24 protein-coding genes and 3 tRNA genes are annotated in these 24108 nt (G+C 70.9%); 5 read left to right on the top strand and 22 right to left on the bottom strand.

Annotated elements, in window-relative coordinates; translation table 11 throughout:
- Positions 1 to 29 precede the first annotated feature (29 nt).
- From V6S66_RS04920 to V6S66_RS04885, 8 genes are all read right to left on the bottom strand, one after another.
- Entirely contained in the window at positions 30 to 743 is a 714-nt protein-coding gene (locus tag V6S66_RS04920; RefSeq protein ID WP_334205636.1) for a histidine phosphatase family protein, read from the bottom strand.
- Positions 740 to 1450 carry a zinc ribbon domain-containing protein gene (locus V6S66_RS04915; RefSeq protein WP_442885913.1) on the bottom strand — a complete coding sequence of 237 codons (711 nt, stop codon included), beginning with the start codon at positions 1448 to 1450 and terminating at the stop codon, positions 740 to 742. Before V6S66_RS04915 ends, V6S66_RS04920 begins: the two co-directional genes overlap by 4 nt.
- 26 nt (positions 1451 to 1476) lie before the next feature.
- Positions 1477 to 2649 carry a Nif3-like dinuclear metal center hexameric protein gene (locus tag V6S66_RS04910; RefSeq protein WP_334205634.1) on the bottom strand — a complete coding sequence of 391 codons (1173 nt, stop codon included), beginning with the start codon at positions 2647 to 2649 and terminating at the stop codon, positions 1477 to 1479.
- 22 nt (positions 2650 to 2671) lie between these two features.
- A complete protein-coding gene (locus V6S66_RS04905; RefSeq protein ID WP_334205633.1) occupies positions 2672 to 4765 on the bottom strand; it encodes a RecQ family ATP-dependent DNA helicase in 2094 nt (697 codons plus the stop codon).
- A 72-nt stretch (positions 4766 to 4837) separates the two neighbouring features.
- Complete coding sequence (locus tag V6S66_RS04900; RefSeq protein WP_334205632.1) at positions 4838 to 5458, bottom strand: TetR/AcrR family transcriptional regulator; 621 nt, start codon at positions 5456 to 5458, stop codon at positions 4838 to 4840.
- Between the two features lie 199 nt (positions 5459 to 5657).
- Positions 5658 to 5731, bottom strand: a tRNA-Val gene (locus V6S66_RS04895).
- A gap of 190 nt (positions 5732 to 5921) precedes the next feature.
- A complete protein-coding gene (locus V6S66_RS04890; protein WP_334205631.1) occupies positions 5922 to 6377 on the bottom strand; it encodes a peroxiredoxin in 456 nt (151 codons plus the stop codon).
- A gap of 51 nt (positions 6378 to 6428) precedes the next feature.
- Entirely contained in the window at positions 6429 to 6815 is a 387-nt protein-coding gene (locus V6S66_RS04885; RefSeq protein WP_334205630.1) for a DUF3052 domain-containing protein, read from the bottom strand.
- Between the two features lie 181 nt (positions 6816 to 6996).
- On the opposite strand from V6S66_RS04885, the gene aceE reads away from it, so the two are divergent.
- Positions 6997 to 9753: a pyruvate dehydrogenase (acetyl-transferring), homodimeric type gene (aceE, locus tag V6S66_RS04880; RefSeq protein ID WP_334205629.1), complete on the top strand. Its 2757-nt coding sequence runs from the start codon at positions 6997 to 6999 to the stop codon at positions 9751 to 9753.
- A gap of 53 nt (positions 9754 to 9806) precedes the next feature.
- A complete protein-coding gene (locus V6S66_RS04875) occupies positions 9807 to 10883 on the top strand; it encodes a phosphatase PAP2 family protein (protein WP_334205628.1) in 1077 nt (358 codons plus the stop codon).
- Here the strand turns inward: V6S66_RS04875 and V6S66_RS04870 are convergent.
- Complete coding sequence (locus V6S66_RS04870) at positions 10880 to 11821, bottom strand: alpha/beta fold hydrolase (RefSeq protein ID WP_334205627.1); 942 nt, start codon at positions 11819 to 11821, stop codon at positions 10880 to 10882. The genes V6S66_RS04875 and V6S66_RS04870 overlap by 4 nt on opposite strands.
- Before the next feature lie 75 nt (positions 11822 to 11896).
- Here V6S66_RS04870 and V6S66_RS04865 point away from each other — a divergent pair, with 75 nt between their 5' ends.
- Positions 11897 to 12769: an acyl carrier protein gene (locus V6S66_RS04865; protein ID WP_334205626.1), complete on the top strand. Its 873-nt coding sequence runs from the start codon at positions 11897 to 11899 to the stop codon at positions 12767 to 12769.
- Between the two features lie 3 nt (positions 12770 to 12772).
- Here V6S66_RS04865 and V6S66_RS04860 read toward each other — a convergent pair whose 3' ends face one another.
- Both V6S66_RS04860 and V6S66_RS04855 read right to left on the bottom strand, forming a co-directional pair.
- Positions 12773 to 13288 (bottom strand): DUF3145 domain-containing protein, encoded by a 516-nt coding sequence (locus V6S66_RS04860; RefSeq protein ID WP_334207224.1) that lies wholly within the window; start codon positions 13286 to 13288, stop codon positions 12773 to 12775.
- Positions 13289 to 13410: 122 nt separating this feature from the next.
- Complete coding sequence (locus V6S66_RS04855; RefSeq protein WP_334205625.1) at positions 13411 to 13845, bottom strand: phosphatase domain-containing protein; 435 nt, start codon at positions 13843 to 13845, stop codon at positions 13411 to 13413.
- A gap of 48 nt (positions 13846 to 13893) precedes the next feature.
- Between V6S66_RS04855 and V6S66_RS04850 the strand changes: the two genes are divergently transcribed.
- Entirely contained in the window at positions 13894 to 14589 is a 696-nt protein-coding gene (locus tag V6S66_RS04850) for a DsbA family protein (protein WP_334205624.1), read from the top strand.
- A gap of 21 nt (positions 14590 to 14610) precedes the next feature.
- On the opposite strand, the gene V6S66_RS04845 is transcribed toward V6S66_RS04850, so the two are convergent.
- Positions 14611 to 14687, bottom strand: a tRNA-Met gene (locus V6S66_RS04845).
- 67 nt (positions 14688 to 14754) lie between these two features.
- Here V6S66_RS04845 and V6S66_RS04840 point away from each other — a divergent pair.
- A complete protein-coding gene (locus V6S66_RS04840) occupies positions 14755 to 15345 on the top strand; it encodes a hypothetical protein (protein WP_334205623.1) in 591 nt (196 codons plus the stop codon).
- A 23-nt stretch (positions 15346 to 15368) separates the two neighbouring features.
- On the opposite strand, the gene V6S66_RS04835 is transcribed toward V6S66_RS04840, so the two are convergent.
- The 10 genes from V6S66_RS04835 to V6S66_RS04790 form a co-directional block, all read right to left on the bottom strand.
- Positions 15369 to 16592: an HNH endonuclease gene (locus V6S66_RS04835; protein ID WP_334205622.1), complete on the bottom strand. Its 1224-nt coding sequence runs from the start codon at positions 16590 to 16592 to the stop codon at positions 15369 to 15371.
- Positions 16593 to 16667: 75 nt separating this feature from the next.
- Positions 16668 to 17486 (bottom strand): TrmH family RNA methyltransferase, encoded by an 819-nt coding sequence (locus V6S66_RS04830; RefSeq protein ID WP_334205621.1) that lies wholly within the window; start codon positions 17484 to 17486, stop codon positions 16668 to 16670.
- 105 nt (positions 17487 to 17591) lie between these two features.
- Positions 17592 to 17664, bottom strand: a tRNA-Asn gene (locus V6S66_RS04825).
- Complete coding sequence (locus V6S66_RS04820; RefSeq protein ID WP_334205620.1) at positions 17655 to 18242, bottom strand: sigma-70 family RNA polymerase sigma factor; 588 nt, start codon at positions 18240 to 18242, stop codon at positions 17655 to 17657. The genes V6S66_RS04825 and V6S66_RS04820 overlap by 10 nt, the downstream gene beginning before the upstream one ends.
- A 64-nt stretch (positions 18243 to 18306) precedes the next feature.
- Positions 18307 to 20214 (bottom strand): DNA primase, encoded by a 1908-nt coding sequence (gene dnaG, locus V6S66_RS04815; RefSeq protein ID WP_334205619.1) that lies wholly within the window; start codon positions 20212 to 20214, stop codon positions 18307 to 18309.
- Positions 20215 to 20288: 74 nt separating this feature from the next.
- Positions 20289 to 21512: a deoxyguanosinetriphosphate triphosphohydrolase gene (locus V6S66_RS04810; RefSeq protein WP_334205618.1), complete on the bottom strand. Its 1224-nt coding sequence runs from the start codon at positions 21510 to 21512 to the stop codon at positions 20289 to 20291.
- Positions 21513 to 21633: 121 nt separating this feature from the next.
- Entirely contained in the window at positions 21634 to 22518 is an 885-nt protein-coding gene (gene mutM / locus V6S66_RS04805) for a bifunctional DNA-formamidopyrimidine glycosylase/DNA-(apurinic or apyrimidinic site) lyase (protein ID WP_334205617.1), read from the bottom strand.
- Entirely contained in the window at positions 22511 to 23236 is a 726-nt protein-coding gene (gene rnc / locus V6S66_RS04800; protein WP_334205616.1) for a ribonuclease III, read from the bottom strand. Before rnc ends, mutM begins: the two co-directional genes overlap by 8 nt.
- Before the next feature lie 24 nt (positions 23237 to 23260).
- Entirely contained in the window at positions 23261 to 23446 is a 186-nt protein-coding gene (gene rpmF, locus V6S66_RS04795; RefSeq protein WP_290584388.1) for a 50S ribosomal protein L32, read from the bottom strand.
- 2 nt (positions 23447 to 23448) lie between these two features.
- Entirely contained in the window at positions 23449 to 23988 is a 540-nt protein-coding gene (locus V6S66_RS04790; RefSeq protein ID WP_334205615.1) for a YceD family protein, read from the bottom strand.
- Positions 23989 to 24108 lie beyond the last annotated feature (120 nt).

The raw sequence follows: 24108 nt of genomic DNA, 5'->3' as shown, positions 1-24108 counted from the left end.
GCGCGGCTCGGCCCGTGGATCTACCGGGGTCAGTCCGGCACGACGGAGAAGTTGCGGACCGACGGCAGCGCATCGGGCCACCACACGATGGTGCTGATGCTGGCCGGCGCGAGCTCGAGCGTGTGGATCGCCGACATGGGAGCGCCGAGGGCCTCGCGCACCATCATCTTGATCGGCGTGACGTGGCTGACCACGACGATCGTGCGGCCCGCGTAGGTCGCGCCCAGGCGCTTCCGCGCTTCGACGACCCGCGCGTCGACCGCGTCGAAGGTCTCGCCGCCCGGAGGCGCGACCGCCGTGGACTCCAGCCACGCCTGCATCTCGGCGGGCCAGCGCTCCATGATCTCCGCGAAGGTGTGGCCGTCCCACTCCCCGAAGTCCGCCTCCGCGACGCCGGGCTCGAGCGCGACCTCGAGCCCCAGCTCCCGGGCGACGAAGCCCGCCGTCTCCTGGGTGCGCTGCAGGGGCGAGGCCACGATGGCGTCAACCCGGTGGTGGCGAGCGATCCAGGCGGCCGCCCGCGCGGCCTGCTCGCGTCCCTCGTCGACCAAGCCCGGATCGGCACCGCCACTGCCGCAGAACAGGCGGCGCACGGTGCTGGCCGTCACGCCGTGACGCAGCAGCACCATGACGGTGGGCTCGCTGTCGAGCCGGCCTCGCCACCCGGCCCCGATGCTGGTCGACGGGAGAGCGTCGTCGCCCGGCCCTTCCGCGCCTGCCTCGCCGGCCGGCCGGCTGGTCACAGTCCCGACTCGGCCGTCCGCACGAGGATCCGGCTGCACTCGGGGCAGCGGACGACCTCGTCGTCCTCGGCGGCCGCGATGACCCGGAGGTCGGAGCCGTTGAGCTCGAGGCGGCACCCCAGGCAGCCCCGGGCGCGCAGCGCAGCAGCGCCGGATCCGTACTGGGCGCGCACCTTCTCGTACAGGGCGACCAGGTCGTCCGGCAGGTCGGCCGCGAGCCGGGCGCGCTCCGCGGCCAGCTCCCCGCTCTGCCCGTCGAGCTGCTCGAAGGCGGCGTCGCGCGCGGCGGTGACGTCGGCCACCTTCGCCCGGGTGGTGGCGAGCTCCTCGAGCACGGCGTCGAGCGCCGCCTGCTGGGTCTCGACCTGATCCATGACCTCGAGCTCGGCGTCCTCGAGCGTGCCGATGCGACGCTGCAGCGCCTGCATCTCGTGCTCGAGGTTGGTGAGGTCCTTCGGACTCGTGATGGCCCCGGAGTTGAGCCGCTGCTCGTCGCGTTCGCGGCGCGTGCGGACCTGCTCGACCTCGGCCTCGGCCTGGCGCAGCTCACGGCGCAGGTCGCCGACGAGCGTGTCGAGCTCGATGCGCTTGTCGTCGAGCTGGGCCTCGGCGGCCGTCACCTCGGCGAGGACCGCGAGCTCGGGCAGTGCACCGCGACGGTGCGCCAGCTGCGCGAGCTGGGCGTCGACGGTGGAGAGGTCGAGCAGGACGAGCTGGACGTGCGGTGCGGCTTTCAGCGTGGGCTCCGGTGTTCGAGAGGGTGGTCGGGGTGGACGAGGGTCGCGGTCCAGGGATCGGTGACGAGCGTCGAGACCTGGGAGACCACGGTAGCGCCGAGGCGCTGGGTCAGTGCAGCCGCCGCGACGGGGAGCCAGGTCCACTCGGCGGCCCAGTGCGGGACGTCGACGACGGCACACCCACCGGGTCGTTCGAGGTGCTCGCTCACGACGTGGTGCTTGAGGTCGGAGGTGACGTGCACGTCGGCTCCCGCGGCCGTGGCCGGCCCCAGCAGGAAGTCGCCGGACCCCCCGCACAGCGCGACGGTCTCGATGACCCGGTCGGGGTCTCCGGCGAGTCGCGTGGCGCCATGATGGGCCGGGAGCGTCTGGCGGACGTGCTCGGCGAAGGCCGCGAGCGACATCGGCTCGGGCAGACGACCGATGCGGCCCATCCCCCGGTCGGTGGGCACCGGCTGGGCCGCGACGACGTCGTGCGCGACGACCTCGTACGGGTGGACGGCCAGCATGGCGGCACGCACCCGCTCGCGGACGTCCGGCGTCGCCACGAGTCGCAGCGCCACCTCGTCGACCCGTTCGAGCTCGCCGATGCGGCCGATGGCGGGCTGCGCCCCCTCGAGCGGACGGAACTGGCCCGCGCCCGCCCAGGTGAAGGCCGCACGGTCGTACCCCTCGTGCTGCCCCGCACCGGCGCCGTGCATCGCGGCGAGCACCGCCTCGGCGTCACTCCGGGGGACGGACACGGTCCAGACATCAGGGCCCGGCGACGTGGCTGGCTGCAGCGGACGAGCCCCGACCAGCCCGAAGGCGTCGGCCATCGCGGCCGAGACGCCGAGCGGCGGCACGTCGGCGTTGGTGTGGCAGGTGTGCAGCGCGATGCCGTGCGACAGCAGCGTGTGCGCCACCCGACCCTTGGGGTCGGACGCCGGCATCGCCGTGACCCCGGACAGCCACAGCGGGTGGTGCGTCACGACGAGGTCGGCGCCGAGCGCGACCGCTTCGTCGGCCACCGCCTGCACAGGGTCGACCGCGAACAGCACCCGGCGCACCTCGGCGTCCGGATCGCCGAGGATCGTGCCGACGGCGTCCCAGGACTCGGCGGTCCGGGGGTCGTAGAGCTCGTCGAGCACGGCGACGACGTCTCGCAGGGTCGAGCTCGGGCCAGGCATGCCGAGAGCCTAGCCGTCGGGCTCAGCCGACCGAGGCGAGCGCGAAGGGCAGGACCGCATCGGCACCGGCGAGGCGCAGGGTGCGCGTGGCGACGGCCAAGGTCCAACGACTGTCGACGAGGTCGTCGACCAGCAGGATCGGACCGGAGGTCGCCTCGAGCGCCTCACGGAGCGCGTCGCTCACGATGAACCGGTCCCACACCGCGGCGAGGCGGAACGCGCTGTTGCCGCTCGGCGGGTCGTCGGGAGCACCGGGCGCGATCTCGAGCGACGGCAGGATCGGCAGCCGGCCCAGCCCGGACAGGCCCTGCGCGACCGAATCGACCAGCACCGGCCGGCTCACCGACGCCACGGTGACGATCGCGACCGGCCGCTGCGTCCAGGGCCAGTCGCGCAACGCGCGCGAGCTGGCGGTGAGCAGCGCGTCGCTGACCGGACCGTCGGCGGCGCCGGCGTCGAAGACCTCGCGCAGTGCGGTGCCCCACCCGAGGTCGGTGAGGCGGGCCACGACCCGGCCGGTCTCGGGCCGCTCGGCGACCGGGATCTTGCCGCTCGCCTCGACCCCCAGGCGCTTGACGCCCGCGGGCCACATGGCCCGTGGCTCGATCGGCACGCCCACCCGGTCGAGCGAACGGTTGGCCTGCTCGACCGCCTCGCCGTCGGTGGCGGTGGGGTACCAGGGATCGGTGCAGACGTCGCAACGCCCGCACGGCGCGGCCGACGGGTCGTCGAGGTGGTGCTGGAGCAGCGCCATGCGGCACGTGGTGGCGCGCTGGTACTCGAGCATGGCCTGCTGCTCGTCGCGACGGGCCTGCGCGATGCGTTCGTAGCGCTCCTCGTCGTAGACCCACGGCTCGCCCGTGGACACCCAGCCGCCCTGGACCCGGCGCACCGCTCCGTCGACGTCGAGCACCTTGAGCAGCAGCTCGAGCCCCGTGCGCCGCAGGTCGACGCGGGACTCGATGGCCGGCACTGACATCGGCTCCGGGCCGAGCACGCCGAGCACCTGGTCGACCTTGCCCGGCGTGGGCATCGAGGCGGTGGCGAAGTAGTGCCAGATCTCGGCGTCCTCCCGGCCCGGGAGCAGCAGGACGTCGGCGGTCTCGGTGGCGCGACCCGCACGGCCGACCTGCTGGTAGTAGGCCACGGGCGAGGACGGGGCGCCGAGGTGGATGACGAATCCGAGGTTGGGCTTGTCGAACCCCATGCCCAGCGCGCTCGTGGCGACGAGGGCCTTGACCTCGTCGTCCTTGAGTGCCTGCTCCAGGCGCGCTCGCTCGTCGGGGTCGGTGCGCCCGGTGTAGCCCGCGACCCCGTGGCCGGCCTCGTTGAGCAGCCGCGCGGTGTCCTCGGCCGCCGAGACCGTGAGCGTGTAGATGATGCCGCTGCCGTGCAGCTCGCCCAGGTGCGAGACGAGCCAGCCCAGGCGCTCGCGCGACGACCCGAGGGTGAGGCAGCCCAGGCGCAGGCTGGTGCGTGCCAACGAGCCGCGCAGGGTGAGCACGTCGTCGCCGAGCTGCTCGGCGACGTCCTCGACCACCCGCGCGTTGGCGGTGGCGGTGGTGGCCAGCACCGGGACGCCCTCAGGCATCGACGCGACCAGTTCGGCCAACCGGCGGTAGTCGGGCCGGAAGTCGTGCCCCCAGTCGGAGACGCAGTGCGCCTCGTCGACCACGAGCAGGCCCGTCCGGCGGCGCAGCTCGGGCAGCTGCTCCTCGCGGAAGCGCGGGTTCGTGAGCCGCTCGGGCGAGACGAGCAGGACGTCGACGTCGTCGGCAACGAGTCGGGCGCGGATCTCGTCCCACTCGTGGGCGTTGGCCGAGCTGATCGAGACCGCTCGCACACCGGCCCGCTCCGCCGCGGCCACCTGGTCGCGCATCAGGGCGATCAGCGGGGACACCAGAAGCGTCGGCCCGGTGCCGCGGGCCCGGAGCAGCGCCGTGGCGATGAAGTACACCGCGGACTTGCCCCAGCCCGTGCGCTGGACCACGAGCGCCCGACGGTGCTCGTCGACCAGGGCGGTGATGGCCTCGAGCTGACCGTCGTGGAAGACGGCGTCGTCGCGCGCGGTGAGGCGGCGCAGTGCCGCCAGAGCGTCATCGGTGGTCGTCGTCATGCGGCCATCGTGTCAGCGACGTCCGACACCGCATGCTGCCCGTCCACAGCAGCGCGTCGAGCCTCAACAGCGTCAGTCCTGCGCGACGAGCGCGGCGAACAGCGCCGGGATGAGCTCCTCGAGCTGGGCCAGGTCGGCCTCGGCCGCGTCGGACTGCAGCAGAGCGTCACGCATCGCCAGCTCGTAGGCCCCGATCAGCAGCGTGACCGCCTGCTCGGCCGTCACGAGGAGTCGCCCGCCGAGCAGCTCGACGCCGCGCTCCAGCACGCGCTGGATGTCCTCGCGGGTCTCGATCCAGACCTCGCGGTAGACCTCGGCGACCGCCCGCTCCCGGATCCCGTGCGTCACGAACTCCAGGTGGACCAGGAAGCTCCTGCGGTCGCGCGGGTACGCCGCGAGGAACCGGTCGACGGCGCGCAGCGCGGCCGGCACCCCGTCGACGTCACCGGTCTTGCCCATCTCGGAGTCGACCGCCGACTGCATCAGCGCGATCATCTGCACCTTCTCGCGACCGAAGATGTCGAGGATCAGCTCGTCCTTGCTGGCGTAGTTCGAGTAGAACGCGCCACGAGTGAATCCGGCTCGCTCGCAGATCGACTCGACCGTGGCGCCCTGGATGCCGATCTCGGCCAGCAGGCCTCGGGCGGCCTCCACGAGCCGCTCCCGGGTCGCCTCACGGCGCTTGGTTGTCACGCCGGAGACCGTACACCGGATCACGTCGGCGATACGAGACTGCATCCAAAAGTGGCGCTCCGCGCCGGGTGGGCACTCTGCCCCTCAAAAGCGCGGGACTCGACTCCCCCTCGCGACTCGCTGGCGCTCGCCGCTGGGGGGACCCCCACCCTGCGGGGGTTCTCGTCCCTCTTCGCCCAGGAGGCGCTCCGCGCAGATGTGGGCGAAGAGGGACTCGAACCCCCGACATCTCGGGTGTAAGCCGAGTGCTCTAACCAGCTGAGCTATTCGCCCTGGAACGGACCGCACCCTACCCCACCGGCCCACCTGAGGACTGCGATGCCGGGCCGAAAAGAGACACGGCCGCCAGGGTCTCGGGTCCCGGGCGGCCGTGCGTCACCCATCGTGGCGTATCCGCGGGTCATTCCGCACCGAAATGCGCATTTCTCGGCAGCTTCCCGCCGCAATGCCTGGAACGCCAGGCTCAGATGGCAGCCAGCGCAGCCCGGTAGTCGTCGAGCGAGCGGGCGTCGGGGATCGCGTTCTCGACCTTCCAGCGCACGGTGCCCTCGCCGTCGATCACGAAGGTCCCGCGGACGGCCGCCCCCGCCTGCTCGTGGAAGACGCCGTAGGCGCGGGCGACCTCGCCATGCGGCCAGAAGTCGCTGAGCAACGAGAAGTCGTAGCCCTCTTGGTCGGCGAAGACGCGCAGAGCGAACCGGGAGTCGCACGAGACCGCGAGGACCTCGGCCCCACCGGCCGTGAGGTCGGCGAGGTTGTCGCGCAGCTCGCACAGCTCACCGGTGCACACCCCGGTGAAGGCGAACGGGTAGAACACCAGCACCACGGTGCGGCCACGCAACGCGGCCAGGGAGACGTCCTCGCCGTGCTGGTTCTTGAGCGTGAAGTCGGGGGCCTGCTGGCCGATCTCGATCGTCATACGCTCGAGCCTAGGGGCGCCCCGCAGCGGCACGCCCCCACGGCCCTCGGATCAGCGCTTGTGCGTGGACAGCTTCGTCGCAGCCCAGTCGTCGGTGGCCGACGACGTCGTGGTGGTGGACATGCCAGCGACCGGGGCCGCCTCGCCGATGTCGGCACCGGAGACGTAGCCCGGGCGCCCGACCTTCGGGGTGAGCAGCCAGATCGAACCGCCCTCGGCCAGGTCCTGGAGCGCATCCATCAGCGCATCGGCCAGATCACCGTCGCCGTCGCGCCACCACAGGATCACTCCGTCGACCACCAGGCCGACCTCACCGTCCACCAGCTCGCTACCGGTCAGGGTCTCGACAGCCGCGCGTACCGCGTCGTCGACGTCGTCATCCCAACCGAGCTCCTGGATGACGGTGTCGGGCTCGAACCCCAACTTCGCCGCGTCCACACTCTTCCTCTCGTTGACCCTCTGTGCTGCCCACCAGCCTCGCAGCAATGTCGCTGCGATCCCAGCGGGACACGAAATCCTACTGAAAAGTAAGGAAAACCCGAAGGTTCCCGGTCTCACCCTAGCGAACCTCGCGTGGAAGGATGGGAGGGTCCACAAGACATCTCGTAGGGAGTCACCCATGCCGCAACCCGGCGCGAACGATCGTCGTCCCGTCATCCACGAGGGACTGCCCACCCAGCTGCCCGACATCGACCCGGACGAGACGTCCGACTGGGTGGCGTCGCTGGACGCCATGGTGGACGAGCGCGGCCGCGACCGAGCCCGGTACGTCATGCTCCGCCTGCTCGAGCGGGCCCGTGAGCGCCAGGTCGGCGTGCCCGCCCTGCGCAGCACCGACTACATCAACACGATCCCGCCGGAGCGCGAGCCCTGGTTCCCGGGCAACGAGGCGATCGAGCGCCGCATCCGGGCGTACATCCGCTGGAACGCCGCCGTCATGGTCTCGCGCGCCAACCGCCCCGGACTCGGTGTCGGCGGCCACATCGCCAGCTACCAGAGCGCGGCGAGCCTCTACGAGGTCGGCTTCAACCACTTCTTCCGCGGCAAGGACCACCCCGGCGGTGGCGACCACATCTACTTCCAGGGCCACGCCGCGCCCGGCATCTACGCCCGCTCGTACCTCGAGGGACGCCTGACCGAGACGCAGATGGACCGCTTCCGCCAGGAGAAGTCGCACGGCGAGGGCGAGGGCCTGTCGTCGTACCCGCACCCGCGCCTGATGCCCGACTACTGGGAGTTCCCCACGGTCTCGATGGGCCTGGGCGGCATCAACTCGATCTACCAGGCACGGTTCAACCGCTACCTGCAGCACCGCGGCATCAAGGACACGAGCCAGCAGCGCGTCTGGACGTTCCTGGGCGACGGCGAGATGGGCGAGCCCGAGTCGCTCGGCGCGATCAGCGTCGCCGCGCGCGAGGAGCTCGACAACCTCACCTGGGTCATCAACTGCAACCTGCAGCAGCTCGACGGTCCGGTGCGCGGCAACGGCAAGATCATCCAGGAGCTCGAGGCGTACTTCCGTGGCGCCGGCTGGAACGTCATCAAGGTCGTGTGGGGCCGCGAGTGGGACGACCTGCTCGCGCGCGACACCGACGGCGCGCTCGTCAACCAGATGAACCGCACGCCCGACGGCCAGTTCCAGACCCTGTCGGTCGAGACCGGCGACTACAACCGCGAGAACTTCTTCGGCCCCGACCCGCGCCTGACGCAGATGGTCGAGCACCTCTCCGACGAGCAGATCGAGCGCCTCCCCCGCGGCGGCCACGACTACCGCAAGGTCTACGCCGCGTTCGACGCGGCCACGAAGCACACCGGTCAACCCACCGTGATCCTGGCGCACACCGTGAAGGGCTGGCTGCTCGACTCCTTCAAGGGCCGCAACGCGACCCACCAGATGAAGAAGCTCACGAAGGACGACCTGAAGGGCTTCCGCGACCGACTCAACATCCCGGTCACCGACGAGCAGATCGACCAGGACCTCGCGCCGTTCTACCACCCGGGCGCCGACAGCGAGGAGATCCAGTACATGCTGGCTCGCCGCGAGTCGCTCGGCGGATCGCTGCCGAAGCGCAAGGTCGACGTCAAGCCGCTCACGCTCCCCGGCGACGATGCCTACGCCGAGCTCAAGAAGGGCTCGGGCAAGCAGGAGATCGCCACCACCATGGCCTTCGTGCGCCTGCTGCGCGACCTCATGAAGGACAAGGAGATCGGCCAGCGCATCGTGCCGATCGCCCCGGACGAGTACCGCACGTTCGGCATGGACTCGATGTTCCCGTCGGCGAAGATCTACAGCCCGCACGGCCAGACGTACGAGTCGGTCGATCGCAAGCTGCTGCTGGCCTACAAGGAGTCGACCGAAGGCCAGCTCCTCCACGAGGGCATCAGCGAGGCGGGCGCCGTCGCGTCGGCCACGGCGGCGGGCACGGCGTACTCGACGCACGGTGAGCCGATGATCCCGGTGTACCTCTTCTACTCGATGTTCGGGTTCCAGCGCACCGCCGACTCGATCTGGGCGATGGCCGACCAGCTCTCGCGCGGCTTCCTGATCGGCGCGACCGCGGGCCGGACGACACTGACGGGCGAGGGCCTGCAGCACGCCGACGGCCACTCCCCGCTCATCGCGCAGACCAACCCGGCCGTCGTGCACTACGACCCGGCCTTCGCCTACGAGATCGCCCACATCATGCAGTCGGGACTGGACCGCATGTACGGCACGAGCGAGCAGCACCCGCACGGCGAGGACGTGCTGTTCTACCTCACCGTCTACAACGAGCCCGCCGTGCAGGCGGCGGAGCCCGAGGGTCTCGACGTGAGCGGACTGCTCAAGGGCGCCTACAAGTTCAAGCCGGCCGAGAGCGGCCCGGCGGCCACGCGCATCCTCGCGTCGGGCGTCGCCGTCCCGTGGGCGGTCCGGGCGCAGAAGATCCTCGCTGACGAGTTCGACGTCAGCACCGATGTCTGGTCGGTCACGTCCTGGAACGAGCTGGCCCGCGACGCCGCCCGGGCCGAGCGTGCCAACCTCGCGAAGCCGGAGGCCGACCAGGCCGTGCCGTACGTCACGAGCGCCCTGGCCGACGAGGTCGACGTCACGGTCGCCGTGAGCGACTACATGCGCGCCGTGCCCGACCAGATCGCCCGCTGGGTGCCCGGCCCCTGGATCGCCCTGGGTGCCGATGGCTTCGGCTTCGCCGACACCCGTGCCGCCGCGCGTCGCTACTTCCAGATCGACGCCGAGTCGATCGTCGTGGCCACGCTCACCGGCCTGTACCGCGAGGGCAAGATCGACGCGTCGGTCGTCCGCGACGCCGCCGAGCGCTTCCGTATCGACGATCCGATGGCGGTCGCCGGCGTGGCGCAGGAGGGTGGCGACGCCTGAGGCCGCGGGGCGGCTGAGAGGACTCTCAGCCGGTTCGGATTAAGATGGCGGTCATGCTGCGCCGCAACCCCTACACGTTCATCGGCATCGTGGCTCTGGGCTTTGCGATCATCGCGGTCACCTTCTCGGTCCAGCTCGACATCCCGATGCGCGACCCGGAGGGATTCCTCGGTCCCGCCTATGTGCGGCTCCCGCTGCTGGCGATGCTGTTCTTCGCCGCGGGCATCATCCCCCAGGCGATCCTCCGCTACGGCTTCAAGCGGGTCGTCTGGGGCGTGCGCGAGGTCATCCGCACCGACTGGACGTGGGCCCGCTTCGGCTACATCGCCGCCGGCCTGCTGGCGTTCTACACGTCGTACGTGAGCTACCGGAACCTGAAGGGCTACCTCCCCGACCTTCGGCCGCCGTCGTTCGACCTGGAGCTCGAGCGGCTCGACCACTGGCTGTTCTTCGGCAACTACCCGTCGGACCTCCTGCACAGCCTGCTCGGCACGGGGATCGTCGCCCAGGTCATCGCCGTGATCTACGTCAGCTACCTGATGCTGATCCCCATCACGTTGGGCGCCTACCTCGTGCTCAACCGCGACGTCTCGATCGGCGCCTGGTATGCCACGGCGCTCAGCCTCAACTGGATCCTCGGCACCGTCAGCTACTACATCCTGCCCACCGTGGGTCCGGCCTTCGCGTTCCCGACCCGGTTCGAGATCATCGACGGCACACCAGCCTCCGAGCTGCAGCGTTCTCTGTTCCGGGCCGGCCGTGACGTCATCGAGAACGACCAGAGCAGCAGCATCTACGGCATTGCCGGCTTCGCGTCGTTGCACGTCTCGGTCGTCTTCACCGCGTGCCTGTTCTTCGAGATGACCAAGATCCACCCGTTGCTGCGCGCCACCGCCTGGGTCTACTTCGTGGGCACGGTCCTGGCCACGGTCTACTTCGGCTGGCACTACGTCTCCGACGACATCGCGGGCCTGCTCATCGGCGTCATCGCGGTCTACGGAGGTGCCTGGGCCACCGGGAACACCAAGCGGCAGAAGGCCAGAGCCGCCGCCGGGCACCCGGACGTCGACATCCCCGACGTCCGGCCGCACGGCGACGACGAGGCAGCGACCGCGAAGGTCGGGGCCTAGATCGCCGGCGAGGACGAGTCGGGCACGGTCGTCAGCACGGCCTGATCGCCGCGACGCAGCATGGCCCGCCACCGACCCCGGTGGTACGAGGCCGGCGGGTTCTCGGTCACGAACTCCGTGATGAGCTCGACGAACCGCTCCGGGTGGTCCTTGTGCGGGAAGTGTCCTGAGTCGGCGAGCACCCGCACGTCCGTCAGGGACGCGTGGGAGGCGTTGACGGCGTGCGAGGCCGGGATGACCCGGTCGTCGCGGCCCCACACGACGAGCACCGGCATGAGCTGCGCGAGGTAGGTGCGGTCGGTCATCGTCACGTACTGCCCGCGCCAGTCGAGCACGTGGCTCGTCAGACGCCGGACCGCGGCACGGGAACGGGGCTCGGCGAAGGACTCGTAGATCCGCGCCACCTCCCCGAGGTCGCGCGTCGCGCTCAGGCCGGTCGAGGCCAGACCGCGCAGCCCCGCGGCGACGAAGGGCCGCCATGCACGGGCGGTGGCGAACGCCAGCACCAGCGGCGCGCCCGGCAGGGTCAGCATGCGGATGAACGCCGTGACCTCGGGTCCGAGACCGCCGCTCGAGACCAGCACGACCCGCTCGGTGCGCTCGGGGAACTGGTAGGCGAACTGCATCGCGACGCCGCCGCCGAAGCTGTGCCCCACGATCGTGACCTTGTCGATGCCGAGCACCGTCAGCAGGTCACGCATCCCGTTGGCGTAGCCGCCGATCGAGTAGTCGCCGTTGGGCTTGTCGGAGTCGCCGTGGCCCAACAGGTCCGGCGCGATGACGGTGAAGTGCTCGGCCAGCGGGGCGATGACGTCGTCCCAGGTGGAGGAGTCGCACGCCATTCCGTGGATCAGCAGCAGGGCCGGGCCGGAGCCGACCTTCCGGAACGCCCGCCGGTACCCGTGGACGACGACGTACTGGAGCTCCGGGCTGGTCACCCGCGCCACTGTAGAGGTCGCGCGTTGCACCGACGTTACGCGTGGGGTTGGCGCAGGCGACGTTAGACTGGGCCCATGCAGTCCGACGGGGAGGTCAGAGCGAGCGTCACCGACCTCGTCGTCCGGCTCACCGGCACCGACTCGTCGCAGATCCAGCCCACGAGCCGGCTCAAGGACCTCGGCATCGACTCCCTCCTGGCGGTCGAGCTCGCCGACGAGCTCGGACGCCAGCACGGGTTGTACCTGTCCGACCAGGCGGTCGACTCGATGCGCACCGTCGAGGACGCCGTGCGCGCGGTGGTCCACCACGACGGCGCGACGGCGCCCTCCTGGGCGCAGAGCCCCGATGCCGGCCCGGTCCTCCTCGACACGGTCGCGACCGAAGGATCGACCAGCGGATCGTCCGACGAGCTGACCGAGCACGACGTGCCGCTGGACCGCCGTCGCTTCACCGCCGGGGCGATCACGACGGCGCTGACGATGATCGTGATCGGCGGCCTGATCGGCGTCGCCTTCGGTTTCGGTGCCTCAACCCTCCTCGCGTCGACCGGACTCGGCGACACGGCGCTGCCGCCGATCTCGCCCTCACCCACGGCTGACGAGGAGGAGGAGACCGAGGCCACCCCGAGCCCGACCCCCACCCCGACCGAGCCGTCCGCCCCGGCGGCGCCGGAGCCCAGCCTCGCGGCATCATCGACCACGGTCTCCCCCGGCACGCGGTTCACGCTGACGGGCGCGATCCCGGCGCTCGGCCCGGGAGCCCAGCTGCAGGTGCAGGTCAAGGACGCGGGCAGCGAGTGGGACGACTTCCCCGTGACCCTCACGACGGGCGCCGAGGGAGGGTTCTCGGCCGAGGTCTACACCACGCGCACGGGCACCCGCGAGTGGCGCCTCGTCAACACCGACTCGGGTCAGGCCACCCCGTCGGTCGCGGTCACGATCGGCTGAGGCTCACACCACCTGGTGCAGCCAGCGCACCGGTGCTCCGTCGCCGGCGTGCCGGAAGGGCTCGAGCTCGGCGTCCCACTGCACGCCCAGGAGGGCGTCGAGCGCTTCGTCGAGGGCGACGTCGCCGCGGGAGGCACGCTCCCGCATGGCCTTGATCCGGTCCTCCGGGATCACGATGTCGCCGTGCACACCGACCACGGCGTGAAAGATGCCGAGCTCGGGGACGTAGGAGTAGCGAGCACCCTCCGACGACGCCGTGGCGTCCTCGGTGACCTCGAACCGCAGGAGGTCCCACCCGCGCAGCGCACTCGCGATCGCGGCCGCGGAACCCACCGGGCCGGTCCACGAGAGCTCCGCGCGATACGTGCCGGGCTCAGCGGGCTGCCCCTGCCAGGCCAGCTCGACCTTGCCGTCGAGCACGCCGGTGACGGCCCACTCGACGTGCGGGCACAGCGCTGACGGCGCGGAGTGGATGAACACCACGCCTCGCGCTGAGCGCACAGCAGTGCTGTCGGCCATGCTCATGTCGCACCTCCGGATCTCGAGTGGTCGCCTTCCCCAGCGTCCTCGAGCGGTGATGTCATGCACTGCCAACAGGGACCATTCTGCCCGACCCGGGGAAACCTGCCAACTGTCCCGGTTCAGCGGAGGGTCTCGTGGCCCTCGATCCCCTGCTCGATCCACATCTGGGTGACGCGGTCCTTGTCGTCCCACGCCTCCACCACCCGGTAGCCGTTGGCGACGACGTCGTCCAGGAGCTCCCGCTTCACGAGGACGTCCTGGCGGTAGTCGCCGACGATCCGCAGGTACACGCCGTCGTGGGGCACGTCGTGCTGCACGAGCCAGTCGAGCGTCGGGTCGAGCCAGATGAACTCGCGTGAGGAGACCACCAGGACGGCCCGCCCGGCCTCGTGCTGCTCACGCGCGACGGCGACCATCCCGGGGTTCGGCGGGCAGCCGACGGCCGCCTCCTGGAAGGCCCGGAAGTCGCGGTCCTCACCCTCGAGCAGGTGCTCGACGCCGGACGTGTCGACCAGCGTTCCGTCGAGGTCGATGATCACGGCGTCGCGAGTCATGGGTGCCAGTCTGCCCCAGGTGCGCGGCGGGGAGGCAGGATGAGCGGCATGAACCGGACCCTTCGCCCGACCCGTCCGCTCGTGATCAGCGCCGTGGTGGTGGTGCTCGCCCTCGGCCTCGCCGCGTGCGGCGGCGACACGGATGGCTCCGACTCGCCGAGCTCGGACACCTCGCCCTCAGGCCCGGACGCGGCGGTCGAGCGCGTGGAACTGGATCCCACCGAGGGGGTCAGCTACCCGGAGACCCCGGCGTCCGACGCGCCTGTCGTCGAGATCTACAGCGACTTCCAGTGCCCGATCTGCCAGGTGTTCGCCGACACCTACCTGGGATCGCTCCGCGACGCGGCTGACGCAGGGAAGATCAACCTCGTGCTGCACCAGTTCTCGTTCCTGGACCGCGTCAGCCGCAACGAGTACTCCAGCCGGTCCGCCAACGCTGCGACCTGCGTCTACGTCGAGGGTGGCAGCACGGCCTACCTCGACTACTACGAGGCGCTGTTCGAGAACCAGCCCGCCGAGGGCACCGCGGGACCGGAGGACGACGAGCTGGTCGATCTCGCCGCCACCGTCGGCGTGACGGGCATCGACGACTGCGTGACCGGTGGTGCGTACGACGACTACGTCGAGGACGCGGCTGATGCGGCCCAGGACGCCGACGTGAACGGCACGCCCACCGTGATCGTCGACGGCGAGGTCGCCGACCTGGCGAACCTCGAGTCGGTCATCCGGGACCTCACGGCCTGACGGCCTCATGGACGTGTTGCTTGGTAGGGAGGGCGGGGCTCGAACCCGCGACCCAGGGATTATGAGTCCCCTGCTCTGACCGGCTGAGCTACCTCCCCGGGTCCGCCCACCCTAGTCCGGCGGTGCCGACGGGTGCAGCAGCCGCTCTGACGTTACGTTGACGAGATGCGCCTCCCGATCCCCGACCCTCGTGACGTCGCGATCCTCGGTCTGCGCGGTGTGGCGCTCGCCGAGGGACTCACGTCCGCGCTCCCGCGCGCCCTGGCGCTGCTGTCGGCGGCGGAGAACCTCGTGGCGCGTGCCGCCGTGCTGGTCGACGAGATCGACGCGACCCGGCGGGCCGCCGACGTCGTCGTCGCTCGCACGAACGAGACCGTCGACTCCGCGAACGCCGTGATCATCCGTACCGCCGGCACGGTGGCCAGCGTCGAGCCGACCCTGGAGCGGACCGAGGGCCTGCTCGACACGTTCGTGCCGACGCTCGAGAAGATTCACCCGGTCATCGACCGGCTCGCCGAGACGACCGACCCGAAGGAGGTCGACGCGCTGGTCGGCCTGGTCGACCACCTGCCGCAGCTCGTGGATCGTCTGGAGACCGACATCCTGCCGATGCTCGCGAACCTGAGGACCGTCGCACCCGACATCCACGACATGCTCGACGTCACGCGAGAGCTGAACCTGATGCTCTCGAAGCTGCCGGGCATGGGACGCATCATGAAGCGGGTCGACGAGCAGCAGGAGATCGACGGCGCCTGATCTGTGGCCTCGACCTCGGACCGTCACGTGCGTCGGTGGGGCCTGGGCGGTGGTGAGGTGTAGGTGTGTCTGGTCGGGGTGGTCCAGGTGACACTGCCGTCAGGAAAGGACTGGACCTGCCAGCCGGGCAGTTCCTTGACGAGGTGGGAGAGGCGGCACAGGCCCTGACCGTTGTCCTGGGTGGTGGGTCCGCCGTTGCGGTGGGGTTGGATGTGGTCGATCTCGCGGATCCGGCACCCGCACGACGGTTGTCGGCACCGGTGATGGTCGCGGGTGCGGATCCAGGACGCCAGGGTGCCGGTGAAGCAGCGGCGGGTGCGGTCGAGCCCGGCCAGTGAGCCCGTGGGATCGGTGAAGAGTCGGCGGAACCAGGTCTGGTGGGCTCCGTCGACGAGCTCGGCGGCCAGCTGCGGTGAGATGGGGCCGTGACCCGCGAGCTCGGCGGCGACCGGTTGCCCGTGGAGTGCCTCGATCGGCATCAGCACCGACAGCTCGATCTCAGGACCGGCCACGGTCTCGATACCGGTGGCGCGCTCGAACAGCGTGTTGACCATGATCTGCCCGCGGTCGCGCTCGTCGCCGCGGGCTCGCAGCCGGTCGGCGTGGACCTGCAGCGCCTGCCGGATGCCCACGAGCTGCTCGGCCGGGCCGTGCACGATCAGCGTGCCGACACCGTCGGGCTCGTCCCAGTACGACACGTACTGCTCGGCCCGCGCGACCCTCTCGCGCGTGGCCGCAGCCTCGACATCGTGCTCCACCACGGCGGTGCGGGCCAGCTCGCCAGCCCGCGGGGCACTGACACCGTCGAGGCGGCCCTCGAGCGCACCGTCGACCGCCGCCACCGTGTCGACGTCCAGGTCGCGCACGACCCGCACGACCGCCCGCACCGTGGCCTCCGACACACGGCCCTGCCCGAACGCCTCACGCAGGACCGGCATGGATCGCAGGTGCACGGCCGTCGCGAGCATCGAGCGGCCCGCCGTGGGCGACATGCCACGCGCCAGCGCCGACTCCGCGGCGACCGTGAGCGACGGGTCGCCCTCGAGCGAAGGCCCGGTGGACCAACGCAGGGCATGAAGAGCATCCACCTGCTCCACGATCCGGGCCTGCGTCACACGCACCACCCGCTCCAACGCCGCAATCGCGTCGACGTGCTTGCCGCCCATGATGTCGATCGGTTCATGCACGCCGAAGTCAGCACCCGCCACCGCGGCGAGCACCTCCTCAGGTGCCAGATCCTCGAACATGAGACCAGTCAAACGACCCCCACCGACACCCTCCGGGAGCCGCGCACTGGCCTGGGGAAAACTGTGGAAAACGCGTCAGACGCCGGCGTCGATCCGCTGGCGCAGCGCCTCATGGAGGACGATCGATCCGGTCACAGCCACGTTGAGCGAGCTCGCGGTGCCGACGATCGGCAGTGCGACGGTCGTGTCGCACGCCTCCCACCAGGCCGAGGACATCCCGCGGGTCTCGTTGCCCAGGACGATCACGGTCGGCCGCACGAGGTCGAGCTCGCGCAGCTCGCGCTCACCGGTCTCGTCGGTGCCGACGTACTGCCACTCGCCCGGCGCGAACCACGCCTGCACCTGCTCGGGCCCCTCGGCGCGCAGCACCGGCACGGCCAGGAGCGAACCGGTCGAGGCGCGCACCGCCTGCGGGTCGTAGGGATCGGCCGCGTGCCCGGTGACGACCAGGCCCGCTCCCCCGAAGGCGTCGATCGAGCGGGCCAGCATGCCGAGGTTGCGCGGCTGGGTCGCCCGGTCGATCAGCACGATCGGCCCGGCGTCGACCGGGACACGCTCAGGGTCGTCGGCCGGCATCTCGGCGACGCCCACCAGCTCGGTGACGTCGGCCTTCTCGCCCAGCTCGTCGAGCAGCTCCGCCGGCATCAACGCCTTCGGCGCGGTGCTGGTGCGCCAGGCATCGGCCGCCCAGTCGCTGACGTCACGGTCGAGAGGCCCCAGCAGCATCCGTATCGGCCACTCGCGATCGAGCGCGATCGTCAGCGGGCGCACCCCCTGAACCAGGAACGACTGCTGGCGGTGACGCTTCGTCCGGTTGCCGAGCAGCGCGTGCCACTGCTGGAACGTGGCGTTGCGGGTGTGCACGATCTCGTCGGCCCCGCCGAGTCGCTGCATCCCGCCTGTCTACCAGAGGCCGGCCATCCCAGATCCCCCCGCCGCCCCCACCCCGCACGACCCGGGACGACAAAGGCCCAGCCGCGCGAGCGACTGGGCACATTGCTCCCCCATCTGGACTCGAACCAGAAACCCTTCGATTAACAGTCGAATGCTCTGCCAATTGAGCTATGGGGGATCGGCTCCCTCAGCGGGAGCACGGTGCACCACCCTAGCAAGCCGTCGCCGCATCTGTCGCATCGCCCGGTCCTCCTCGTCGCGGACCTGGGCCACGGTCAGTCTGAGCAGGCGGGCGACCTCGTGGCGGGGCCGTGGAGGTGCCGGCTCCTCCCCCAGTCGGTAGCGCAGTCGAAGCACCAGCGGCACGTCGTCGAGGCGTTCGTCGCCCGGCTCGACACCTCGGCCCGCCGCCTCCGCGAGCTCGGCAGGGAGCTCCTCGGCGCGCACCGTGACGGCGGCACGCATCGCCTCACCGATCCACCACCAGGCGTAGGTGCGCAGGCGGACGCCACGATCCGGGTCGAAGCGGTCGACCGCCCGGATCAGTCCGAGGCATCCCGACTGCACGGCGTCGTCGAACGCCTCGCCGCGGAACCCGAGCATGCGGGCCCGCTGCACGACGTGGCGCAGGCCCGAGCGGATCAACGCCGCCCGTGCCTCCGCGTCGCCGGTGCGAGCACGCCGGGCCAGAGTGCGCTCCGTGCCCCGGTCGAGCTCCGGCTCGTCCCACACCTGTCGGACCCATGACGTCGCCATGGGCTCCACCGTGGTGGGCGCCGGAGCTCGATGGGTGCGTGTCCGCACCGGCTGTGGACGACCCTCAGCTGGGGACGACGCCGCCGACGGCCTTCTCGCGCAGCTCGCGGTGCTGCTGCTCCAGGGCGATGAGCTCGCCGAACATGCGGTTGTACTGCTCGGGCTCCTCCAGCGGGTTGGTGCGCTGCAACCGCGACTTGAGGTCCGTGACGTGCCGGCCCACCGTGAGCACCTGCAGGCGGAAGATGCTCGACGACACCACCTGCACCGTCGTGTGCTCCTGGGCGAGCAGGGGCTCGACGGCCGCGCGCGACAGGATCGGGCGGAGCTCCTCGGGCAAGGCCTCCGAGACCCGCGGGACCCAGCTCGGGTCCTCCTTCGCCGGCCAGCCCTGCGTCGCCATGACCGACCAGATGTGCCGGGAGATCGGGTGGGTGAAGTCGTCCTCGTCGAGATCGGCGGCGAACTGCGCGGCAGTGTGCGGGTGCTGCGCCAGGGCCTTCAGGGCCTCACGCTCGTCGGAGAACTGCGGGGCGCCGAAGGACGGGCCAGCGGTGAAGGCCGACACGGGCTGCGGGGCGGCGTCGGTGGTCTCGACGGGCACCCGGGACCGTTCGGGCGCCTTCGCGGGCGCCGGGCGTGCCTTGGCCCGCTTGTGCTCGGCCTGCACCTGCTCGACCTCGACCCCGATGCGACCCGCGACCTCACGCAGGAACGCGTCGACCTTGGAGGAGTCACGGATGGCGCTGGCCAGCTGCACCGCCTCGCGCACGGCGTCGACGCGCTGGTCGGCGCGGTCGAGGTCGTACTGCTTGAGCGTGTTGTCGAGCACGAACCGGTAGAGCGGCACGCGCGAGGCGATGAGCTCGCGCACCGCGGCGTCGCCGTCGGCCATGCGCAGGTCGCACGGGTCCATGCCCCGAGGCTCCACGGCGACGTACGTCTGGCCGACGAACTCCTCGTCACCCTCGAACGACTTCACCGCTGCACGTTGTCCGGCCTCGTCACCGTCGAACGTGAACACGACCTCACCACGGAAGGCGTCGTGGTCGATCATGAGGCGGCGCAGGATGCGGGCGTGGCCCTCGCCGAACGCGGTGCCGCACGTGGCCACCGCCGTGGTGACGCCGGCCTGGTGGCAGGCCATGACGTCGGTGTATCCCTCCACGACGACGGCCTGGCTCGCGCCGGAGATCTGCCGGCGGGCCAGGTCGATGCCGTAGAGCACCTGCGTCTTCTTGTAGATCGGGGTCTCGGAGGTGTTGACGTACTTGCCGGCCATGAAGTCGTCGTCGTAAAGCTTGCGCGCACCGAAGCCGATGATCTCGCCCGTCATCTCCTTGATGGGCCACAGCAGCCGGCCCTGGAAGACGTCGAAGGTGCCACTGTTCGTGTGTCGCGCCAGGCCGCCGACGACGAGCTCCTCGTCGGTGAAGCCCCTGCCCTTGAGGTGCCCCGTCAGGCTCTGGCGATCCTTCGGCGCGTACCCGAGGGTGAAGTGCTCGGCCGCGACCTGGTCGAACCCGCGGTCCTTGATGAACTGGCGCGCGATCTGGGCCTCGGCGGAGGACCCGAGCTGCTGGGCGTAGAACTCCCCCGCGTACCGGTGCGCCTCGAGCAGACGCTGCCGCTGGCGCGGGTCACGCTTGGGGCCGGTCGGGCGGGCGTCCTCGTCGTAGCGCAGCTGGATGCCGTACTTGGTGGCCAGCCGCTCGACGGCCTCGGCGAAGGGCAGGCCCTCGATCTCCATCAGGAACTTGATCGAGTCACCGCCGACGCCGCAGCCGAAGCAGTGGTAGAAACCCTGGGCCGGACGGACGTTGAACGACGGCGACTTCTCGTCGTGGAAGGGGCACAGGCCCTTCCGCGCGCCTCCCCCGGCGTTGCGCAGGGTGACGTAGGACTCGACGACCTCGTCGATGCGCGCGCGTTCACGGACGAGCTGGATGTCCTCGTCCTTGATCCGCGGCATGCGCGCATTCTATGACCGCGCGCCCACCGGCCCGCGCGGGTCCGTCCACGGACGGCCGGGACCGGATCCGGACCTCACAGAGCCAGGCGCTCGGCCCACATCGGGGCGGAGACATCGGTCATGCACGCTACCTGGTCCACGACCACGCGGAGCCGGGACGCGTCGTCGGGAGCGGCAGCGAACTCCGCGGCGAGGTCGCGATCGAGGTCGCGGCCCTCGCGCTCGACCAGGGCGGCGACCAACGCCGTCAGCAGATCGCGCTGCGCTTCCTGGTTCGCGGTGCGGTCGTCCGCCAACATCACGTGGTGCGCGGCGAGCGACTTGAGGACCGTGATCTCGTCGAGCGTGTCGCGCGGGACCTCCAGGTGGGCGTCGAACCGCACGAGCGGCCCCTCGCCCCAGCGGGCCGTCGTCGCGGCCTGCGCGGCGACCGCGAACCGGCCGATCAGCGCGCTCGTGAGGCTCTTGATCCTGCCGAGCGAGGCGCGGCTGCCGTCGAAGCGCGTCGAAGGCCACTCCGGCAGCTGCTGCAGACGCTCCATCGCGGCGCCCAGCCGTGCGTCGTCGGCATCAGGGAGGTACCAGTCGCGGGCGACGGCGCAGACGCGGTCGAGCTGGAGGTCGTCGGTGAGGTCGAACCAGCCGCCGACCACCCCGTCCTCGACGTCGTGCACCGAGTACGCGATGTCGTCGGACAGGTCCATGACCTGGGCCTCGACCGGGCGCACGTGGGGCGCAGCGTCGGCTCGCACCCACGTGTACACCGGCAGGTCGTCCTCGTAGACGCCGAACTTGAGCCCGCCGCCCGGCGCCTCGCCGCGACGCCAGGGGTACTTGATGCAGGCCGCGAGGGTGCCGCGCGTGAGGTTGAGCCCCACGCTCGCGCCGTCGGCCCCGAAGGTCTTCGCCTCGAGTCGCGTCAGGAGCCGGAGGGTCTGGGCGTTGCCCTCGAAGCCGCCGCAGGCCGAGGCCACGGCATCCAGCGCGGCCTCCCCGTTGTGGCCGAACGGCGGGTGGCCCAGGTCGTGGGCGAGCGCCGCGGAGTCGACGATGTCGGGATCACAGCCCAGCGACGCACCGAGCTCCCGGGCGACCTGCGCCACCTCGAGGGAGTGGGTCAGCCGGTTGCGCACGAAGTCGTCGGACCCCGCACCCATGACCTGGGTCTTGGCCGAGAGCCGGCGCAGCGCCGCGGAGTGGACGATGCGCCCGCGGTCGCGCTCGAACGGCGTGCGGCCGGCGCGCTTGGGCGGCTCACCCACGAAGCGCGCCCGTGCCTCCGCGCCGTAGCTCGTCACGCGTGCACGGTAGCGGACCGCTCGCGAGAGAATTGGTGGGTGCACCGAAGAGAGTTTGTCTGCTCCTGTCCACCAACAAAGTCTCTCGTGACCACCAACAAAGTCTCTCGCGAGCGGAACGTCAGAAGCGGCCGTTGCGGGGGCGGGGCTGGCAACGGGGGCACCAGTAGGACGAGCGGTTCATGAAGGCGCTGCGGCGCATCGGGGTGCCGCAGCGGTCGCACGGCTCGCCCTCGCGTCCGTAGGCGTGCAGCGAGCGGTCGAAGTAGCCGCTGGCGCCGTTGACGTTGACGTAGAGGGCATCGAACGACGTGCCACCCTGCTCGAGCGCCTCGGACATGACCTCGGTGACGTGGTGCAGCAGGGTGTCGACCTCGGTGCGGCGCAGCGTGCGGGTGTTGCGGGCGTAGTGCAACGGCACCCGCCAGAGCGCCTCGTCGGCGTAGATGTTGCCGACACCGGAGATCAGGGTCTGGTCGAGCAGCGCCCGCTTGATACCGGTCTCGCGCCGCTTGAGCCGGGAGGCGAACTCGGCGGCGTCGAACCGGGGGTCGAGCGGGTCGCGGGCCACGTGCGCGACCTCGGCCGGCACCGCCGCGCCGTGCTCGTCGACCTGGAGGGCGTCGCTGAGGGCGAGGCCACCGAAGATCCGCTGGTCGACGAACCGCAGCTGGGTGCCGTCCTCCAGGTCGAGCGTGACCTTGAGATGCTTCTGCTGCGGGGCATCGGGCTCGCTGACGAGCATCTGCCCGCTCATGCCCAGGTGCGCGAGCAGCGCGTCGCCCCCTTCACCACCGGGACCGTCGAGGGGCAGCCACAGGTACTTGCCGCGGCGGCACGCCTCGACCACCACCCGGCCCGTGAGCCGCAGGGCGAAGTCCTCCGGGCCCGGTGCGTGGCGTCGCAAGGAGCGGACGTCGAGCACGCGGACCGCCGTGATGCGACGACCGACGACGTGGTCGGTCAGGCCCCGGCGGACGACCTCGACCTCGGGGAGCTCAGGCACTCGCGGCAGCCGGCGGGGCCCCGGTGAGGGACTCCCACGCGATCTGGGCGACCTGCTGCTCGGCTTCCTTCTTGGAGGTGCCGGCACCACCGTCGAAGACCTGGTCGCCCACGTGCACCGCGGCGGCGAACTGCCGGGCGTGGTCGGGGCCCTCGCTCTCGACGACGTAGCGCGGCACGCCGAGTCCCTGGTTGGCCGCGACCTCCTGCAGCGAGGTCTTCCAGTCGAGGGCCGCCCCGAGGCGGGACGCGTCGGCGATGACGGGATCGAAGACGCGGTGCAGGACCTCCGAGGCCCGCTCGATGCCGAACTGCACGTAGATGGCGCCGATCAGTGCCTCGACGGTGTCGGACAGGATCGACGCCTTGTCGCGGCCACCCGTCGCCTCCTCGCCACGACCGAGGCGTACGTGCTCGCCGATGCCGAGGGTGCGGGCCACGACCGCGAGCGCCTTGGCGCTGACGACGGCCGACCGCAGCTTCGCGAGCTGGCCCTCCGGCAGGTCGGGGTGGGTCGTGAAGAGCGCATCCGTGACGACGAGCCCCAGCACCGAGTCGCCGAGGAACTCCAGGCGCTCGTTGTTGGGCACCTGGCCGTTCTCGTACGCGAACGACCGGTGCGTCAGGGCATGCGTGAGGAGTTCCGGATCGAGATCCGGAACTCCCAGGACGGTGCTGAGCTCGTGCGTGCCGAGCTCAGCAGCACCGTGCTCGTCCACGACGGGGTGTCAGTGACTCAGTGGTCAGAGAACCTGGCGACGCTCGCCGCGGGCGCCGTACTGGCCGCACTCGCGGCACGCGCGGTGCGGGATGACCTTGCTGTCGCACGCGGGGTTGGCGCAGTCGACGACCTGAACCTTCGCGGCCTTCCAGGCCGAACGACGGTGACGGGTGTTGCTGCGCGACATCTTCCGCTTCGGGACGGCCACGATTACTCCTTGGGGGGTTCGATCATCTGGGTCAGAGCCGACCACCGGGGGTCGATCTGCGCTCCGTGCGTGTGGTCGGGATCATCCGCGAGCCGGGCCCCGCACTCAGGGCACAGTCCCGGACACTCCGGATCACACAACGGATGCTGCGGCAGTGCGAACACCACCGCGTCTCGCAACGTGGGTTCGAGGTCGAGCAGGTCGCCCTCGAGCCACTGGGACTCCTCGGCCTCCTCCGGGTCGGAGGGCCGGTCGAACAGGTACAGCTCCTGGACCTCGAGGTCGATCTCGTCCTCGACATCGGTCAGGCACCGCACACATTCGCCGGTCGCCGTCACCGCGGTGGTTCCTGTGGCCAGGATCCCGTCCATGATCGTCTCGAGCCGCAGCTCCAGGTCGATCAGTGAACCCTCGGGGACGCCGTAGACGTCATAGCCCCACTGCGCCGGCACCTCGACGGACAGGTGGTACGTGCGTTCGTTGCCCGGCCGTCGTCCCAGCTCGTGGGTGTCGATGACCAGAGGTCCCGTCTGCACGCTCATCCATTCGTCGATAGTGCACAACACATGACCTGCGAGCAGGCCAGCGACGAGCATAGCCTGCGGGGGCACTGCGCGGAAATCGAGGCCCGCGCCTCTCACCCTGTCGGTGGGCGGCCCCAT

Source organism: Aeromicrobium sp. Sec7.5, assembly GCF_036867135.1.
GTDB lineage: Bacteria > Actinomycetota > Actinomycetes > Propionibacteriales > Nocardioidaceae > Aeromicrobium.
The sequence above is the reverse complement of the archived record's forward strand: the minus strand, read 5'-3'. Positions and strand labels throughout refer to the sequence as shown.

What these genes read in the sequence shown, in the direction of transcription:
- V6S66_RS04910 (WP_334205634.1), bottom strand. Translation starts at nt 2,649, where the DNA reads ATGCCTGGCCCGAGCTCGACCCTGCGAGACGTCGTCGCCGTGCTCGAC.
- V6S66_RS04905 (WP_334205633.1), bottom strand. Translation starts at nt 4,765, where the DNA reads ATGACGACGACCACCGATGACGCTCTGGCGGCACTGCGCCGCCTCACC.
- V6S66_RS04890 (WP_334205631.1), bottom strand. Translation starts at nt 6,377, where the DNA reads ATGACGATCGAGATCGGCCAGCAGGCCCCCGACTTCACGCTCAAGAAC.
- aceE (WP_334205629.1), top strand. Translation starts at nt 6,997, where the DNA reads ATGCCGCAACCCGGCGCGAACGATCGTCGTCCCGTCATCCACGAGGGA.
- V6S66_RS04875 (WP_334205628.1), top strand. Translation starts at nt 9,807, where the DNA reads ATGCTGCGCCGCAACCCCTACACGTTCATCGGCATCGTGGCTCTGGGC.
- V6S66_RS04865 (WP_334205626.1), top strand. Translation starts at nt 11,897, where the DNA reads ATGCAGTCCGACGGGGAGGTCAGAGCGAGCGTCACCGACCTCGTCGTC.
- V6S66_RS04860 (WP_334207224.1), bottom strand. Translation starts at nt 13,288, where the DNA reads ATGGCCGACAGCACTGCTGTGCGCTCAGCGCGAGGCGTGGTGTTCATC.
- V6S66_RS04855 (WP_334205625.1), bottom strand. Translation starts at nt 13,845, where the DNA reads ATGACTCGCGACGCCGTGATCATCGACCTCGACGGAACGCTGGTCGAC.
- V6S66_RS04850 (WP_334205624.1), top strand. Translation starts at nt 13,894, where the DNA reads ATGAACCGGACCCTTCGCCCGACCCGTCCGCTCGTGATCAGCGCCGTG.
- V6S66_RS04840 (WP_334205623.1), top strand. Translation starts at nt 14,755, where the DNA reads ATGCGCCTCCCGATCCCCGACCCTCGTGACGTCGCGATCCTCGGTCTG.
- V6S66_RS04835 (WP_334205622.1), bottom strand. Translation starts at nt 16,592, where the DNA reads ATGTTCGAGGATCTGGCACCTGAGGAGGTGCTCGCCGCGGTGGCGGGT.
- V6S66_RS04830 (WP_334205621.1), bottom strand. Translation starts at nt 17,486, where the DNA reads ATGCAGCGACTCGGCGGGGCCGACGAGATCGTGCACACCCGCAACGCC.
- V6S66_RS04820 (WP_334205620.1), bottom strand. Translation starts at nt 18,242, where the DNA reads ATGGCGACGTCATGGGTCCGACAGGTGTGGGACGAGCCGGAGCTCGAC.
- dnaG (WP_334205619.1), bottom strand. Translation starts at nt 20,214, where the DNA reads ATGCCGCGGATCAAGGACGAGGACATCCAGCTCGTCCGTGAACGCGCG.
- V6S66_RS04790 (WP_334205615.1), bottom strand. Translation starts at nt 23,988, where the DNA reads ATGAGCGTGCAGACGGGACCTCTGGTCATCGACACCCACGAGCTGGGA.